The sequence below is a fragment of the Stygiolobus caldivivus genome, assembly GCF_019704315.1.
Lineage (GTDB): Archaea > Thermoproteota > Thermoprotei_A > Sulfolobales > Sulfolobaceae > Stygiolobus > Stygiolobus caldivivus.
The window spans coordinates 560,130-575,437 of sequence record NZ_AP024597.1 but is presented as its reverse complement, the minus strand read 5'-3'; the positions used below and the strand labels follow the sequence as shown (position 1 = coordinate 575,437).

General features: G+C 38.5%; 14 protein-coding genes. 8 read left to right on the top strand and 6 right to left on the bottom strand.

The features are described from left to right. Nucleotides 1-3 precede the first annotated feature (3 nt). Nucleotides 4-837 carry a DMT family transporter gene (locus KN1_RS02960; RefSeq protein ID WP_225905765.1) on the bottom strand — a complete coding sequence of 278 codons (834 nt, stop codon included), beginning with the start codon at nucleotides 835-837 and terminating at the stop codon, nucleotides 4-6. A gap of 54 nt (nucleotides 838-891) precedes the next feature. On the opposite strand from KN1_RS02960, the gene KN1_RS02955 reads away from it, so the two are divergent. Further along, nucleotides 892-1,410 (top strand): cob(I)yrinic acid a,c-diamide adenosyltransferase, encoded by a 519-nt coding sequence (locus KN1_RS02955; protein ID WP_221289343.1) that lies wholly within the window; start codon nucleotides 892-894, stop codon nucleotides 1,408-1,410. On the opposite strand, the gene KN1_RS02950 is transcribed toward KN1_RS02955, so the two are convergent. After that, on the bottom strand, nucleotides 1,403-2,323 hold the full coding sequence (locus tag KN1_RS02950) for an ornithine cyclodeaminase family protein (RefSeq protein ID WP_221289342.1): 921 nt from the start codon (nucleotides 2,321-2,323) through the stop codon (nucleotides 1,403-1,405). The genes KN1_RS02955 and KN1_RS02950 overlap by 8 nt on opposite strands. A gap of 93 nt (nucleotides 2,324-2,416) precedes the next feature. On the opposite strand from KN1_RS02950, the gene KN1_RS02945 reads away from it, so the two are divergent. Further along, complete coding sequence (locus tag KN1_RS02945; protein ID WP_221289341.1) at nucleotides 2,417-3,220, top strand: hypothetical protein; 804 nt, start codon at nucleotides 2,417-2,419, stop codon at nucleotides 3,218-3,220. Further along, nucleotides 3,207-3,959: an oxygen-binding di-iron domain-containing protein gene (locus KN1_RS02940; RefSeq protein ID WP_221289340.1), complete on the top strand. Its 753-nt coding sequence runs from the start codon at nucleotides 3,207-3,209 to the stop codon at nucleotides 3,957-3,959. Before KN1_RS02945 ends, KN1_RS02940 begins: the two co-directional genes overlap by 14 nt. 44 nt (nucleotides 3,960-4,003) lie before the next feature. On the opposite strand, the gene KN1_RS02935 is transcribed toward KN1_RS02940, so the two are convergent. Next, complete coding sequence (locus tag KN1_RS02935) at nucleotides 4,004-4,594, bottom strand: hypothetical protein (RefSeq protein WP_221289339.1); 591 nt, start codon at nucleotides 4,592-4,594, stop codon at nucleotides 4,004-4,006. Nucleotides 4,595-4,628: 34 nt separating this feature from the next. Between KN1_RS02935 and KN1_RS02930 the strand changes: the two genes are divergently transcribed. From KN1_RS02930 to KN1_RS02915, 4 genes are all read left to right on the top strand, one after another. Continuing rightward, the gene (locus KN1_RS02930) at nucleotides 4,629-5,369 is read left to right on the top strand and encodes a class I SAM-dependent methyltransferase (protein ID WP_221289338.1); all 741 of its coding nucleotides are present in this window, start codon (nucleotides 4,629-4,631) and stop codon (nucleotides 5,367-5,369) included. Between the two features lie 128 nt (nucleotides 5,370-5,497). Then, entirely contained in the window at nucleotides 5,498-7,183 is a 1,686-nt protein-coding gene (ilvD, locus tag KN1_RS02925; protein ID WP_221290504.1) for a dihydroxy-acid dehydratase, read from the top strand. Between the two features lie 95 nt (nucleotides 7,184-7,278). Beyond that, complete coding sequence (asd, locus tag KN1_RS02920) at nucleotides 7,279-8,355, top strand: aspartate-semialdehyde dehydrogenase (protein WP_221289337.1); 1,077 nt, start codon at nucleotides 7,279-7,281, stop codon at nucleotides 8,353-8,355. A 101-nt stretch (nucleotides 8,356-8,456) separates the two neighbouring features. Then, nucleotides 8,457-9,239, top strand: a complete 783-nt coding sequence (locus tag KN1_RS02915; RefSeq protein WP_221289336.1) for a hypothetical protein — start codon at nucleotides 8,457-8,459, stop codon at nucleotides 9,237-9,239. A gap of 4 nt (nucleotides 9,240-9,243) precedes the next feature. On the opposite strand, the gene KN1_RS02910 is transcribed toward KN1_RS02915, so the two are convergent. Then, nucleotides 9,244-10,188, bottom strand: a complete 945-nt coding sequence (locus KN1_RS02910) for a 2-hydroxyacid dehydrogenase (RefSeq protein WP_221289335.1) — start codon at nucleotides 10,186-10,188, stop codon at nucleotides 9,244-9,246. 57 nt (nucleotides 10,189-10,245) lie between these two features. Between KN1_RS02910 and KN1_RS02905 the strand changes: the two genes are divergently transcribed. Continuing rightward, the gene (locus tag KN1_RS02905) at nucleotides 10,246-11,604 is read left to right on the top strand and encodes a coiled-coil domain-containing protein (protein ID WP_221289334.1); all 1,359 of its coding nucleotides are present in this window, start codon (nucleotides 10,246-10,248) and stop codon (nucleotides 11,602-11,604) included. Nucleotides 11,605-11,628: 24 nt separating this feature from the next. Here KN1_RS02905 and KN1_RS02900 read toward each other — a convergent pair whose 3' ends face one another. Next, nucleotides 11,629-11,976 carry a hypothetical protein gene (locus KN1_RS02900; RefSeq protein WP_221289333.1) on the bottom strand — a complete coding sequence of 116 codons (348 nt, stop codon included), beginning with the start codon at nucleotides 11,974-11,976 and terminating at the stop codon, nucleotides 11,629-11,631. A gap of 84 nt (nucleotides 11,977-12,060) precedes the next feature. Beyond that, entirely contained in the window at nucleotides 12,061-15,291 is a 3,231-nt protein-coding gene (locus KN1_RS02895; protein WP_221289332.1) for a S53 family peptidase, read from the bottom strand. Between the last annotated feature and the right edge of the window lie 17 nt (nucleotides 15,292-15,308).

The window sequence follows — 15,308 nt, the reverse complement described above, 5'->3', positions numbered from 1 at the left end:
CGGTCAACCAGTTGGTTTCCTTACTTTTCCTGCCATGATTGTCAAAAATATACCGGCTAAGACTATCGCTGAGCCTAGTAACTGCTGTATAGTTGGCACAATACCTAAGATCACGTAAGAAAACACGTAAGAGAGCGCGGGTACAAGTAGAGAAAGTGAACTAGATAAAAAAGGTCCTAACGTCTTAATAGAACTAAACCACGCTATAAAACCTACTGCTTGTGCCGTAACTCCTATCAGTACGGCTACAGAGATCCCGATTAAACTTAATTTGAAGTAGTAATTAAAGGGGGTAAAGGGCAATAGGAAAATTGATGATATTAGGGCCATAAAAGAGTTTAACTTGACAATGTCTCTACTGTATAAAAACACTTGGTAGTATAAAGTACCTATTGCCCAGACTAGCCCTCCAATTATCGATATTATACTACCTAGCCCGAACCCGGTTATCCCAGCTGAATAAATAGCACCGCTTATAGCTATAATTGTTCCGAGGATCTGGAGTACTGACGCTCTCCTTCTCAAAAATATAGCACTTAACAGTATGAGAAATATAGGCTGTGTGTAGATTAAAGTGGCAGATAAGGCCGGATTTTCAGAATACATGACACCAAAATTTAGAAATAACATGAAAGCACCTACATTAATTAGCCCCCCTATCAGTTCCTTTTTACCATAAATTATCCCTTTGCCGTAAATTGCAAGGATAATTCCTCCTACTAGTAGCCTTATTATAGCTAGGACTATCGGGGAAACATATTCTAAGGCTATTTTTATCAAAGGATAAGCAGAGCTCCATACCAAAATTACTGTCAAAATTGGTACTACTCTTTTCACTTGAAATAGATGTGAGCAAAGCTAATTAAAGCTAAGTGGAGATGTTAAGTTATAATGTGGTATACTGGTACAGGCGATAGCGGTAAGACAAGAGTACCGTCTGTGGGAGAAGTGTGGAAAGACGAGGACGTGGTGAACGCATTAGGAGATTTAGATGAGTTAAATTCTTCCTTAGGTGTAGTATCTTCTCTTTTTCCTGAAATAAGACAAGACATTGAGAAAATACAAAACGATATCTTTTCAATTTCATCAGAAATAGCAGGCTTCGATCTACATTTTGATGGGAACAAGGTAAGAGAAATTGAAGACCTCATAAGAAAATATTCTGAACCCCTTGAGCCCCTGAAAAATTTTGTATTACCCGGAGGGCATATAGCCTCGTCATTTCTTCACTTATCTAGAGCTATATGCAGGAGGGCGGAAAGAAGCGTGGTAAGGATATCGAAGACCCATCCAAAAGTTAAACACGAGCACGTCATTTATCTTAATAGGCTTTCCTCTCTCCTCTTCGTCATGGCACTCTATATAAACAAGAGGACGTCTAACCCTAACGTGATCTGGAAGCCTAAGTGATCTTTACCCCAATACCTTTCTTTACTGCCTCTTCATAAGCGACTAGGGCTGTTATGTTGTCCTGAGCGGCAATACCTACGGTCTTGAACACAGACGGCCTCTGTACCTTAACCCCTTTGTTAATAATTTCCCCTATTTCTAGGGCTTGCTTTAAGATACCGGCCTTGGTTGGTTGGATATAGTCCCCAGCCTCTTTACCTACAGCTTCTAATGAGTCTACAAAAAAGGTCTTAGTTTTCTTTATAGTTTCATCATCTATTTCTCTGGATTCAGGTGTATGAGCCCCAATACTCGAAACATGAAAGTCGTCCTTTAGAAATTTCCCGAGTACTACTGGGCTGGAAGAAGATGTTGTGGCAAAAATGACATCAGAACTTTTAAGCAACGTCTCTAAATCTACAGCCTCCGCTCCAAATTCTTTCGCTAGTTGAGTATGAGAGCTCCTCGCGGTCACCATTACCTTCGAATATTTCAAATAGCTTGTAGCAAGCTTTATATGATACCTCGCCTCCGTCCCCGCCCCTATGACTCCTAGGTTTCCTATATTCCTGCTGTCAAAGGCTAACTCTGCTGAAAGGACGCTCGCTGCTGAAGTCCTTATCGCAGTAAGGGTTGTCCCGTCTAAGAGGGCTAAGGGTTCTCCCGTCTCAGGTGAGAATAGCAGGACAGAGCCCTGGACAGCTGCTATACCCCTTCTCTTATTATCGGGAATTACATTCACTATCTTGATTACCACAGACCTTTCCCAAAAGGAGGGCATAATTCCCCACCAATTTCCCTTTATTGTCAACACTTGCCGTTGGGGCTGTGTTATTTTACCTGATGAGTATAGAGAAAAAGCTTGTCTAACTGCATTAATGGCGATATCTGGCGTCAGGACTTGTTCAAGTTGTTCAGAAGTAAGAACAATCATTAAATAAAATCAAATCATTTAACACTGTTAAAGGTTTTGATTAGAGTTTTATGGTATAATTATCTTTTTAAGCCTTTCCCCCAAATATAATATATGTTAACTCATCTAGCAGAAGAAACTGTGAACGCTAATTCAACTAGCGTAATTTCAGTGGTAAAAGATACTGATACATTACTCTCTTATTTTCCATATCAAGTAGAAAGAGGAAGAAACACTATTACCTTACAGTTTTCTAGATTTTTGCTATTAAGTTTTAAGGACACTTTCGAAGTCTCTTTTTCTCAACAGTCATCATTAATGTTCGGCTATACTCTTAAGTCATTAACAGGAAGAAATAATAGATTTCAAATTTTTATCAATGTGAGAGATAATAAAAACTCTACTAGTTTAGTCCATGTTGCTATAGAATATAGCGGAGAAAAAGAGTGGATTGTGAAGAAATATTTATCTGATATAGCAGAGAGTTTACTAGAAGGAATAAGTAGAGAAGTTAAGAGAGTTTCCGAAATAGAAGCTAAATCTAATGAAAAGGAATTCGATTATTCTAAACAATTAAACAAGTTGAGTTTCGTCTCAAAACTTCTACTGAAGTCCCGTCTGGTGAAGTCCGAAGGAATATCAATACCTAAGGGACAAATGCTTGATACGGTTCTAGGTTCTATAGGAGAAGTCCTTTCAAAGTATAAAACTATCTACGTATCCGCATCGGCTACTTCAGCCTCTTTCAGGTTACTCTTCATTAACGGCGAGCTAAAAGGGGTCTATGTAAACGATAATGGGAAAGAGTACTTCAGTGACGAAAACGCATTAAGTTCGCTCTCAGGTGAGTTCAAACTTAACGTATACGTATTACTTGTCCCAGAGATCCCGGGTGTTGTTGAAGATGAAAGTTCATGAGCCTTACATACTATATGAGTCAAATGATCACAAATTTATTTGGCTGGGGCTGGACGAAAGCGAAGCTGAAAAAGGTATATTGACTAACCAGTACCTCGTCATGCACGGCGATGAGGGAGTACTGATCGATCCTGGCGGTTATTTCGTCTTCGAAAGGGTCTTCGAAAACGCTACTAGGTTCGTTAAACCAGAAAACGTTAAGGCGATATTGTATAGCCACCAAGACCCAGACGTTATAGGCGGACTAACATTATGGCTCGATATGGTGCCCAATGCTAAAATATATGTGTCATATTTATGGGAAAGGTTCATCCCCCATTTGGGAGTTGACCTACGGGATAGGATTATAGACCTACCTGATGAAGGTATGGACATTAACTTCGGTAAGTTTATGATCAAAGCTATACCAGCTCACTTTATGCACTCTCCGGGTAACTTCCACTATTACGACCCGATAGCAAAAATTTACTTCTCTGGCGACATGGGTGCGGCTGTCTTTAAAGATAAGTGGTATTTAATAGTAGATAATTTTGAAGAGCATGTTAAAATTATGGAGTGGTTTCATAGGAGGTATATAGCTTCAAGGAAAGCTATAGAACTTTGGTCTAAGAAAATAGAAGGTTTGGAAATTAATATTGTTGCTCCCCAACACGGCTCAATATTTATAGGAGATAACGCTAAAAAATTCCTTAATTGGCTTAAAAACCTCGATAAAGTAGGGCTTGATATACTGTCCTAGACCGATTTGTATACATTTGAAATAAATTCTTTTTTATCTCTTCTTTAGATTTTACCTATTTTAACTAGTAAAACTACCCCAACTACTATGAAAATAATAACTATAGCTAGAACGATGTAATTAGTGAGAGTAGTACTAACTTGTGTTTGTTCATTTTGATTATAGTGGGCCACTAATGTTAACTGGACATAATACCCGTTGTAACTGCCGTTTAAATAGTCCAGAGTACCATTTACATAGTACGCTTTAATCGGTATTTTAACCCCGTTAAACAAGAAATACCCGGTATATACAGAAGAATTTTGTCCCTTAAATAATTCGTAACCGTAAAATGTCAGGTTTTCCGTGTTAAACAATGAACCATTATAAGGAAGGTATTTTAAGTCGGTTGTAGGGAATACGTAGGTCTCCGAAGCGGACGTATCGTTGTTTAAGTTTATTACGATCATTGTAAAATTGATCGTCCCTCTATTTACTGAATTTATTATAAATGTGTAATTGTATGTAAATAACTCGTCCTGATGAGAGACTGAAAGTTCATAAATAAAAACGTCTCCAGGGGAAAGAGTTATGACAGCATTTGCAGTATATGCTACTACAGTTAGTAATAATAAAAAGATGATTAATAGCTTCATCAGTTTTATTATTCAGGCGTTATAATTTAAGTTAATGGACGAATATTGGCTGAAGATCTTTGAATCAGACCTTTATATAAATGAGATGTTGAAGTTATGGGAAGAGGGTAATAAATGGGCAAAATGGATAGACGAAATGTCTAGAAAATTTAACATTAAAGGGAAAAAGGTTCTTGATGTACCTTGTGGAATAGGTAGAGTAAGCTACTTCTTGTCAGAACTCGGTTATGAGGTCACTGGAGTAGACATCTCAGAAAAAATGGTAAAGAAATCCAAAGAAAATGTGCCCAAAGGGAATTTCCTTAAAGGGGATATGAGAAAATTAACCCAACTACTTAATGGAGGATCTTATGATATTATTATAAACATATTTAACAGCTTGGGGTATTACGAAGAAGAAGATGATTTAAAAATTTTGAGGGAGTTCAGGGGAGTGATAAAGAATGACGGGATTCTAATAGTAAACCTCGATAACAGAGATTTTCTAATTTACGACAGACCAGAGATAATACATTCCTACGTACCCCCTTTTCTGGTCATAGATAAGAACAGTTTCGACCCTTTTACTTCAAGGCTTCAGGTGACACGTTCATACATAAAGGACGGAAAGGAAGTAGAAAAAATAACGTTTTCTCAGAGGTATTATAGTCTCCATGAAATTGTACAATTAATGAGAAAAGCAGGGTTTGAGGTACTAGATGTGTATAGCGGCTATTCATTGAAAAAATTCGAAATAAGCGACCCGCAGATGACTATTATCGCAAAACCTACGTGAAATTAAAAAAGTACCTAATATACACTGTAAAACCTCTGTCGAAAAGTAAAATTTATAGAACGAAAACTGTTGGATAAAGACGATGTTAATATAAATAATTTAAAAATTTCGAACTTGTTAATATCATGATGTCAGACTACACGCCTAAAAAAAGGTCGAACACAATATACGGAGGTTACGAAAAAGCGCCTAATAGGGCATTCCTTAAGGCAATGGGATTAACCGACAATGATATATCAAAACCTATAGTAGGAGTTGCAGTCGCATGGAATGAAGCAGGGCCTTGTAATATTCATCTTTTAGGACTTTCAAATATAGTCAAAGAAGGAGTAAGAAGTGCAGGGGGCACACCTAGAGTCTTTACGGCACCAGTTGTAATTGACGGAATTGCTATGGGAAGTGAAGGTATGAAATATTCACTTGTAAGCCGAGAAATAGTAGCAAATACAGTAGAACTAGTCGTAAACGCTCACGGTTATGACGCTTTTGTAGCCTTAGCTGGATGCGATAAAACGCCCCCTGGCATGATGATGGCGATGGCAAGGCTAAATATACCTTCAATTATTATGTATGGAGGATCCACACTACCAGGTGATTATAAAGGGAAACCCATAACCATCCAAGACGTATATGAAGCTGTAGGAGCGTATTCTAAAGGAAAGATAACAGCCGAAGACTTGAGGTTAATGGAAGATAACGCTATACCGGGCCCGGGCACTTGTGGGGGGCTGTATACAGCTAATACTATGGGGCTAATAACTGAAGCATTGGGCCTAGCATTACCAGGGAGTTCATCTCCTCCTGCAGTAGACGCAATGAGGACGAGGTACGCGTTTGAGACGGGTAAAGCGTTAATGCACCTAGTAGAAATAGGACTTAGGCCCAGAGATATCTTGACCTTTGAGGCGTTTGAAAACGCTATAACTGTACTGATGGCATCTGGTGGGTCTACAAATGCAGTACTCCACCTACTAGCAATAGCACATGAAGCCGGAGTGAAACTAACTCTAGAAGATTTTGACAGAATAAGTATGAGGACCCCTGAGATCGTAAATATGAAACCTGGAGGGGAGTATGTCATGGCTGACCTCCATAGAGTAGGCGGGGCACCCCTACTAATGAAGAAACTACTAGAAGCTGGCCTACTTCACGGTGATGTTATGACCGTTACTGGTAAGACGGTAAAACAGAACTTGGCAGAATATAAAATTCCCCCTATACCCCATGAACATATAGTAAGAGATGTTAAGAACCCATTTGCTCCTACAGGTGGGATAAGGATATTAAAAGGGAACCTTGCTGAAGAAGGCGCTGTTATGAAAGTCTCTGCAAGCAAAATAAAGTACCATAAGGGCCCTGCAAAAGTATTCAACTCTGAGGAGGAAGCGTTTAAGGCTGTACTAGAAGGTAAAATTCAAGAAAATGATGTAGTAGTCATAAGGTATGAAGGACCTAAAGGAGGCCCCGGCATGAGGGAGATGTTAGCGGTAACTAGCGCTATAGTAGGACAAGGGCTTGGTGAAAAAGTCGCCCTGATCACGGACGGGAGGTTTTCAGGTGCAACAAGGGGAATTATGGTGGGGCATGTAGCACCAGAAGCTGCTGTAGGTGGGACTATTGCATTACTTAAAGATGGAGACATAATTGTTATAGATGCCGACAAGGGAAAACTTGAAGTAGAACTTACAGCAGAAGAATTAAAGAAAAGAAAAGATGAATGGAGCCCTCCACCACCTAGGTATAAGTCTGGGTTGCTAGCCCAATATTCAAAACTGGTCTCCTCGTCATCGAGAGGGGCTGTCCTTTTGACATAATCTTCTTTTAACATAAACTGTTTTTTATCAAATTGTAAAGCTTATATTTTTAAAGCAAATTTATATTTCCCAATTGAGTAATATAGGTGATACTTATGAGAAGAACTCTTAAAGCCGCAATTCTCGGTGCAACGGGACTAGTAGGAATAGAATACGTTAGAATGTTAGCTAACCACCCTTACATAAAACCAGCATATTTAGCCGGTAAAGGTTCCGTAGGAAAACCTTATGAAGAAGTGACGAGGTGGCAGACAGTAGGTCAAGTACCGAAAGAAGTAGCTGATATGGAAGTAAAACCTACAGACCCGAAACTAATGGAACAAGAAGGTGTAGATATAATCTTCTCCCCATTACCAGCAGGTGCAGCAGGGCCGGTTGAGGAACAGTTTGCAAAGTTAGGTTATCCGGTCATAAGTAACTCTCCCGACCACAGGTTTGATCCAGACGTCCCACTATTAGTGCCCGAACTGAATCCACATACTATATCGCTAATAGACGAGCAGAAGAAAAGAAGAGACTGGAAGGGTTTCATAGTTACCACACCTCTATGCACTGCCCAAGGAGCGTTATTCCCGTTAGCCCCTATCTTTATGAACTTCAAGATGGACGGGGCATTCATAACCACAATGCAGTCTGTCTCAGGTGAAGGGTATCCAGGTGTAGCATCACTCGACGTAATTGACAATATAAAGGTTCTGGGAGACGCATACGATGCCAAGACTATAAAAGAAGTGTTCAGAGTACTGAGCGAAGTAAAGAGGAATGTAAACGAGCCTAAACTAGAAGAAGTTACGCTATCAGCTACTACCCATAGAATAGCTACTATAGTGGGCCACTATGAAGTACTATACGTAACGTTCAAGGAGGAGACTCCTGCAGAGAAGGTTAAGGAGACATTAGCGAACTTTACAGGATTACCTCAGGAACTGAAACTACCTACAGCACCTTCAAAACCGATACTGGTAGCTGAGAAGGACAACAGGCCTACAGTGTACTTTGATAGATGGGCCGGTGATGTGCCGGGTATGAGCGTAGTAGTAGGTAGAATATCACAAGTAAATAAGAGGACAGTGAGACTTGCATCCTTAGTACATAACACCGTAAGAGGAGCTGCTGGTGGTGGAATACTAGCAGCTGAACTATTGGTAGAGAAAGGATATATTGAGAAGTAATAATTTTTTATTTTTGCCTCTTCTTCTTTTATATAGTTGATGACTACACTCTTTGCTGAATCAGTGAGGAGAGTGGCCAGGTCTGAAGAGGTAAGGTTACTATGAATTATATAGCACTAGCAGAAAAAACCGGTTTAAATAAAGATCTAGTAGTGCCAGTGTATAAGAAGATAAACGGTGGATATTTTGTATCTTTAAGTTACGCCAAACCGCCAATCTTGTATACGTTAGATAATTGGCCTAAAAAATATGTAAGGAAAAATTTTTTGCTATGGGGGTTAACTAAACACTTTGAAAACATTGACAGAATTTTATCACTGTTTATAACTTTAGACGTTTATTTTTTGCACTCTATGGCCGCAATACTGTCTCGACGCAATTTTAGCCTATCGTTAGCAGAAAAAGATATAGAGAAGATATTTAAACTAATAGAAGAAGAGGCCTTATCGCAAGGCTTTACTTCATATCCGAGAAGAGAAGACATCACAATAGACCCAGTTGATATTCAGGCATTAGCGGTTGAAGTGGTGGAGAAAAGAAAAAGAGAAGAGATCAACGCTGATTTGTATTATGTAGTTGATGAAATCGCTTATCAAAGTGATTATGTGAATGAATTAAAAGGAAAGAAGAGCTGGGTTAAGTCAGTCAAAAGGGGAGATATGCTTAAGGCCATAGGTATTCAAGGAAAAATGGACGAATTTTTTGAAGCCGAGAAAAGCAAGTTAGTTTATCTGGTGGCGTCTACTACGCTCTATTTTGATAATAAAGTTACCGAAGTAGGGATAACGGATACTATTAAGCAAATAAAGTCTGAAGACCCTATACTTATAGAAGAACTAAATAAATTAAGGGAAGAGATAAAGAAAAAGGCTGAGTATTTTTAACCCTTTACAATTCATAGACTAATTTTTCTCCTCTTAGACCCCTTTTTAAGTTCTCTACTGCGATTTCGGCCATCTTATGCCTAGTCTCGAAGGTAGCACTACCTATATGAGGAGTTACAACTACGTTATTAAACTTTAAAAGAGGGTGGTCCTTATTGATTGGCTCTTCTTCAAAGACATCTAATGCAGCTCCTGCTATCCATTTTTCTTCTAATGCTTTCACTAAAGCTTTCTCGTCAACTGTTCTCCCTCTGGAAGCGTTTATCAAGAATGCGTTTCTTTTCATCATTTTCAACGCCTTTTCATTAATCATATGATAAGTCGACTCGTTTAAGTCGACCGTAACCACTACGAAGTCTGACCTTTGTAACAGCTCGTCAAGAGATACGTATTCAGCCTCTATATCATACTTCTTGCTTCTGGAATAATATATAACATGCATGTTAAACCCCTTAGCCCTCCTATAAACTGCTTTACCTATCCTTCCCATCCCTATAATCCCTAAGGTTTTTCCATAAACGTCATAACCTAACAAAAAGTCTGGTTGCCACGGGATCATCCATTTACCTTCCCTTATGAGCTTATCTCCCTCTACTATTCTCCTCGCTACAGCTAAAATTAGCCCAAATATTAAGTCTGCAGTAGTCTCTGTTAGTACTTCAGGAGTATATCCAATCTTTATTCCTTTGCTCTTAGCCTCTTTAACGTCTATATGGTCAAAACCTACGCTATAGGTGCTTATCACTTTTAGCTTTTTAGCAATAGAAATTATATCCTTATCTATTCTAGTATTTAATGTGCATAAGATCCCGTCAACGTCGGTCACATTGTCCATGATCCATTTTTTAGGAGGTGCTTTCTCTTCTTTCCACTGTATAATTTCTATCCCGTTTTCCCTTATTCTGTTTACCCATTCATCAAAAAAGCGGAAAGTTATTAGGACTTTCATGTGCCTCTCGATCTTTAAGTTGAAACAACTTATATAATACTATGACAAAGTATATTTGTGGAATCAATATATCTACCGTTGGCTATTGATGCTAATAAACAGCCTTTGAATATAGAAAAACAGATGGCTATTGCATTGGTTAGGGCAACCGGTAGGGAAGTAAAGATAAAATCCGGACAACTAATTGGTTGGCCTTTAACATTGGTTAAGAACGAAAAAAACGGAGGGTATATAATTTTTGACCAGACCATGAATATAACTACAAAATTACAGTTTACAATTCTTCAGAATTACGACCGTACATTAAGTACTCTTCAAAACAGTAAGAATGAAGCTGAAATACTCGCTTTACTCAAGTCTTTTAAATGGCATGCTACCAAAGGTTACGAAGAAATGACTTTTAGGGGGCTTGTAAATAATGACATTACTCCAATACTTTCCACTGGAAGTCCTCAACTCCCTGTAAGTATTTTACAAAAGGAGGCTTCACAGTTTGATTTAGATACACTACTACAAGACCTTAATTTACGAGAAAAAGCCATCACGGATAATATCTTAATAATAGAAAGTGTTATCAGCAAAGTAACTACTATAATAACTATTCTCAAAGGGAAAAGGGCAGAGGAGAGGAAACAAATTGAAGACAAATATGATCAATTAATATCGGCTAAGAAAGAAGAATTAAAGCATAAGATGCTCGAAACAAAGAAAAAATTAGAAAGTGAATTATCCTCTGAGTCAAAAAGACTATACGATAAATTAGCTGATATCGAGGTTTTAATAGCTAAGACTGAAATTGATAAAGAGGCAGGTTTAGTATCTGAGAAAGACTTAGAAGCATTAGCTCTTACAAAGGTAAAGTACATAAATGAGATAAATTCTTCTATCACTAACATTAAAAATAAATACAAAAATGAAGTAAGAAACCTTGCTTCAGAAATAAATCTGTTAAACCAGCAAAAACAGAAAGAATTAGAAGACATTAACAATAAAATCATAGAACTAGATAACTTACTTCAAAATGTGGTAAACCAGCTGAGCTCAATAAAACGTGCTTGTGAAGAAGAACTTAACAAACTAAAAGGGATGTATAAAAGAGCACCTTATCTGGATGAAAAAGTAGACGTTATTGTACCCTTTTTACTAGTTAAAGACTTCGCAGATAGGGCTATTGCCATTGGCACGCAGGTGTATAAGTATAAAAAGAGCTTCTTTGGTTTCTTTAAGAAAGAACCTCATGATATTGCAGAAAACTTTATGGATCTTAATGAGTTTGTTCAAATTCTCGAATCTAAATATTCGCAAAACATGGCAGATAACCTAAAACAATTAAAGCGTGACTTAGACAAAGGTCTTGAAGAATTATACGATGAAGGCTGGAATGTAAGGAGAAGAATAGAGGAATATTATATATAACTACAAGGTAGAATTTCCTTAAAATTATTTAACTTCAGTTATGACACCCATCCATTTGCCTTCATCATAAATCATGTATTGTACTTCAAGGTTTATCTTCTTAGAACCGTGTCTAGTCTTCACTTTAACCGGGTAGATAAAGTAATATATGTCCCCCTCAATGTCTTTTTTAGCTCTCTCAGGGAATTCAATTTCATAACCGTATGACTCAGCTATCTCCTCTAATTTGGAGGTAAGCCTAGTTACGATGTCTTTCATATTATCACCATAAATAGGTTCAAGCACCATAGCCTTAAGCTCTTTTTTAAACGCTAATATACTCTCTTTACTTTTCTTCCTCTTTTTTTGTTGTCTACTCCTATTGTTCTCCACAGTATTCTTATGACTTCATTGAGGTTAAAAATAGTTTCCCCATTGACTTTATTTGAGTAAAACCCGATAAAAGATAATAAAAAACTACTTCTTCCTTAAACTGAAATATATTAAAGGTGCAAAGGATATTAAGATAGCGATTACCACCTCGGCTGTGAAGAAATTACCGTGTAAGGCACTGGTAGAGTGATTACTACTATAGTTAGGAGTACTGGATGAGGAAGAAGTTACAACATTAATGTTACTTTCTGTTGCCGTAGAGATATTCTTTAAAATCTCCGAATTTATTAAATCTAGGTGATGCACTTGCGTATTTATTAGTAGAATAGATGAGTTAACAGCCGTTAAGTTTTCCACGATAGAGTTAACCAGTGTTACATTCTCGTTTTTAAATACGGCATTCTCGATATAGAGCCCGTAAGCTAGACTACCGCTAAAGTTCTCCACGTAAGTATAAGGTAGTACCACAAAAGTCAAACCGTCATATAAAGGACTAATTGTTAAACTCTCGTAATTAAGAGTGGAGTTAAAGGGAATTGCATAACCATTATAAGAGGACCCTACAATATATACGTCCCATACACCAGAAGCGTCACTACTTGATATACCGCTGTTAGGACTATTTCCTGAAGGCAGTGTGAAATTACCTAGCCAAACACCGTGATTATATGTTAGAGGTACCGTATTAGATATTTCCAGGTCGTCCAGTTGTGAGACTAGGTATCTCGGGACTATTATAGCACTAAATGTCCCGAATTTAACTGGCGTGCCATTGGGATAATAAATACCTACCTTGACCGTAACTGTTTGGTTCTCAAACGCTATAGAACTTATGTGCGCTCTGTAACTTAATGAGCTGGAAGCTACATAGACTTGTGTATACCCTTCACCAAAAGTAACATAAGTACCGTTACTGTATATACCGTAAGCTTTAACATCATAATATCCGGGTGTTAAATTCATAGGGACTGTAACTTGCCTTATATAATAAGCAAGACCGTTATACGTTATAGAATTAACAGTGAAGTTCCAAAATACTTTACCCCCCTTAATAAAGGAGACGCTCACGTTAGGCATACCTAAGCTTTCGACTGCTACCTCTGCCGTAATATTTTCACCAGGATATATCACAGTAGGCTCTGCAAAAGAATTGGGTATAATTATAGGTACTACATAAGAACCTAGGACTATCTCATCGAGACCTAAAGTATTAGCTACTTTTAACACTAATACCCCTCCCAAATCTTTTACACTTGTATAATTGATGTAACCCTCCAGTATGCCAGTCTTATACTTAATAGATATCCCTAAAGCCGTTATGTTAATGATAGGGACACTGGTCAAAGTCGTGGAACCTATCACTGTTAATTTACCGTTTAGTTGGTTTTCCGAGTAAACCTCTAATTGAGTATTATTGAACGAAGGTACTAAAGTGCCGTTTGGATAATCTACCATCACCAAAATTGGAATTGCTGTAGGAATAGGATATATCGCTAAAACTGGAAATATGAAAATAGCTTGATAACCGTCAATAAAGTACGTAAAACCTTCTAAGTTATTATACCTCGTTACAACCTCATAAACTCCAGACTGAGGAGCTGTAAATGAACCTACATAATATGAGCCGTTATACACTAATTGGGTCTGACCTAAGATATCAGTCCCATTGTAAATAACCGCAGTTAAGGACATCGGTTTATTGTTTACACCGTTTAACTTAGCTATGACCTGAACTTGTTGACCAGGCAAATAAGTCGTGTTCTGGACGGCTAAAGACAGCGTAGCCTTAGGGACTTTAAGGAGCTCTACTAAATAGCCTGCATTTATGTAACCTAGACCGGTGACAGGGTTATAAGTAGAATTGGCTACATAAGGTGAATTATAGCCGAAAGTTATAGGGACGAGTGCAGGAGTGCAGTTCAACGAGTAAATTAAATTATTCACAAACCCTAACTTTCCGTGGACTTCAGTAGCTAAGTCTATTATACCAGCAACGGTAGGGGTAGCTAAAGAAGTCCCGCCTACAAGGATACTTTCTCCGTGGTAATATACTATGTTAACTCCAGTGTAAGGGTTACCTACTGCCACTACGTCTGGTACTTGCCTGAACCCCTTCATCCCCTGATAAGGAGGTGCGGGAAATATGCTACTAAACCCACCTGTGGTACTCCCTATTACACTTTCTCCACTCCACGCTGTCTGTACACTCTCATTCCCTGATACATAGAGGCTACTCCCTCCTACAGCCAAAATGTAAGGTATAGCAGCCGGGACAATTTGAGAGCCTAAAGGACTCAGATAGAAATTATACCCGTTACCACCTGCATCACCGCTTGCACCTAGGAACGTTATACCTTCTACCTCACCTATCCAATACTCATAGATCATTGATTGGAGATATGATAAGGGTAAAAGCCCCAATAGAAAATCAATTTCCGGGATCCCAAAGCTCTGCGAAACGACGTTCACTTCATCCTGTTGGTCAATATACGCAATAGCCTGGGGTAAAGATACCGAGGGGTTAGCTACGTATAAGACAATACCTGCCCCTGGAGCAGCAGCATGGGCATATTCCACGTCGAGAGAAATCTCTAGTGCCCAACCGCTCTCTATACCGTCATTAGGGTTATAGGCTCCTATTGGGACTACCTTAAACATCGGGGGCGCTGAAATGTTGTATTCTTGGTCAAACTTTTCCAGTTGCTGATAAATGTAAGGATCACCTTCAAAGTCCAGAATCCCTATATTAGTCCCGCTACCGTTAATCCCGTGCTTAAATAAATAAGTTATGTTATAGGCTTGTTGGATTTCACTTGGAGTTACACATGAATAAGCTACAGCCTGCGTTATGTTATATAAAGTACTGGGCTTACTGAACAAGGCTTCTGTCAAGTTAGTAGCTATTATAACACCGGGTATTGACGTATCGCGGGACAAGAACTCGTAGACTTTTTTACCTTCAAAGGTGAAGGTAACAAATTCCCCATGAAAGAGTTTTTCTACAACCGGAGCGGGTGCTGAAAAAGATATTACGTTTAGGTTAACGGTAGCGTTTATCCCATGAGACCTCAATTGCTGGACTAGATCGGAAATCTTTTGAGTAGGGATAAACGTCTTTACGACTTGAGACTGGTTTAAGACCACGTGTTGTTGAACGTACATTTGTAATAGTTCTACGTTCTTTGGAGGTATAACTATAGTTACGTTAACCATACCCTGAGGAGAGCTAGTGGTTACACTTTGGGGAGATAAGGGAAGTACAGCTACTCCTACCCCAGTCAATAAAAGTAAGAGTATTGCTAGAGCTGACCACATGGTATTATGCAATTATC

What these genes read in the sequence shown, in the direction of transcription:
- KN1_RS02915 (WP_221289336.1), top strand. Translation starts at nt 8,457, where the DNA reads ATGAATTATATAGCACTAGCAGAAAAAACCGGTTTAAATAAAGATCTA.
- KN1_RS02935 (WP_221289339.1), bottom strand. Translation starts at nt 4,594, where the DNA reads ATGAAGCTATTAATCATCTTTTTATTATTACTAACTGTAGTAGCATAT.
- KN1_RS02955 (WP_221289343.1), top strand. Translation starts at nt 892, where the DNA reads ATGTGGTATACTGGTACAGGCGATAGCGGTAAGACAAGAGTACCGTCT.
- KN1_RS02945 (WP_221289341.1), top strand. Translation starts at nt 2,417, where the DNA reads ATGTTAACTCATCTAGCAGAAGAAACTGTGAACGCTAATTCAACTAGC.
- KN1_RS02895 (WP_221289332.1), bottom strand. Translation starts at nt 15,291, where the DNA reads ATGTGGTCAGCTCTAGCAATACTCTTACTTTTATTGACTGGGGTAGGA.
- KN1_RS02940 (WP_221289340.1), top strand. Translation starts at nt 3,207, where the DNA reads ATGAAAGTTCATGAGCCTTACATACTATATGAGTCAAATGATCACAAA.
- ilvD (WP_221290504.1), top strand. Translation starts at nt 5,498, where the DNA reads ATGTCAGACTACACGCCTAAAAAAAGGTCGAACACAATATACGGAGGT.
- KN1_RS02950 (WP_221289342.1), bottom strand. Translation starts at nt 2,323, where the DNA reads ATGATTGTTCTTACTTCTGAACAACTTGAACAAGTCCTGACGCCAGAT.
- asd (WP_221289337.1), top strand. Translation starts at nt 7,279, where the DNA reads ATGAGAAGAACTCTTAAAGCCGCAATTCTCGGTGCAACGGGACTAGTA.
- KN1_RS02910 (WP_221289335.1), bottom strand. Translation starts at nt 10,188, where the DNA reads ATGAAAGTCCTAATAACTTTCCGCTTTTTTGATGAATGGGTAAACAGA.
- KN1_RS02930 (WP_221289338.1), top strand. Translation starts at nt 4,629, where the DNA reads ATGGACGAATATTGGCTGAAGATCTTTGAATCAGACCTTTATATAAAT.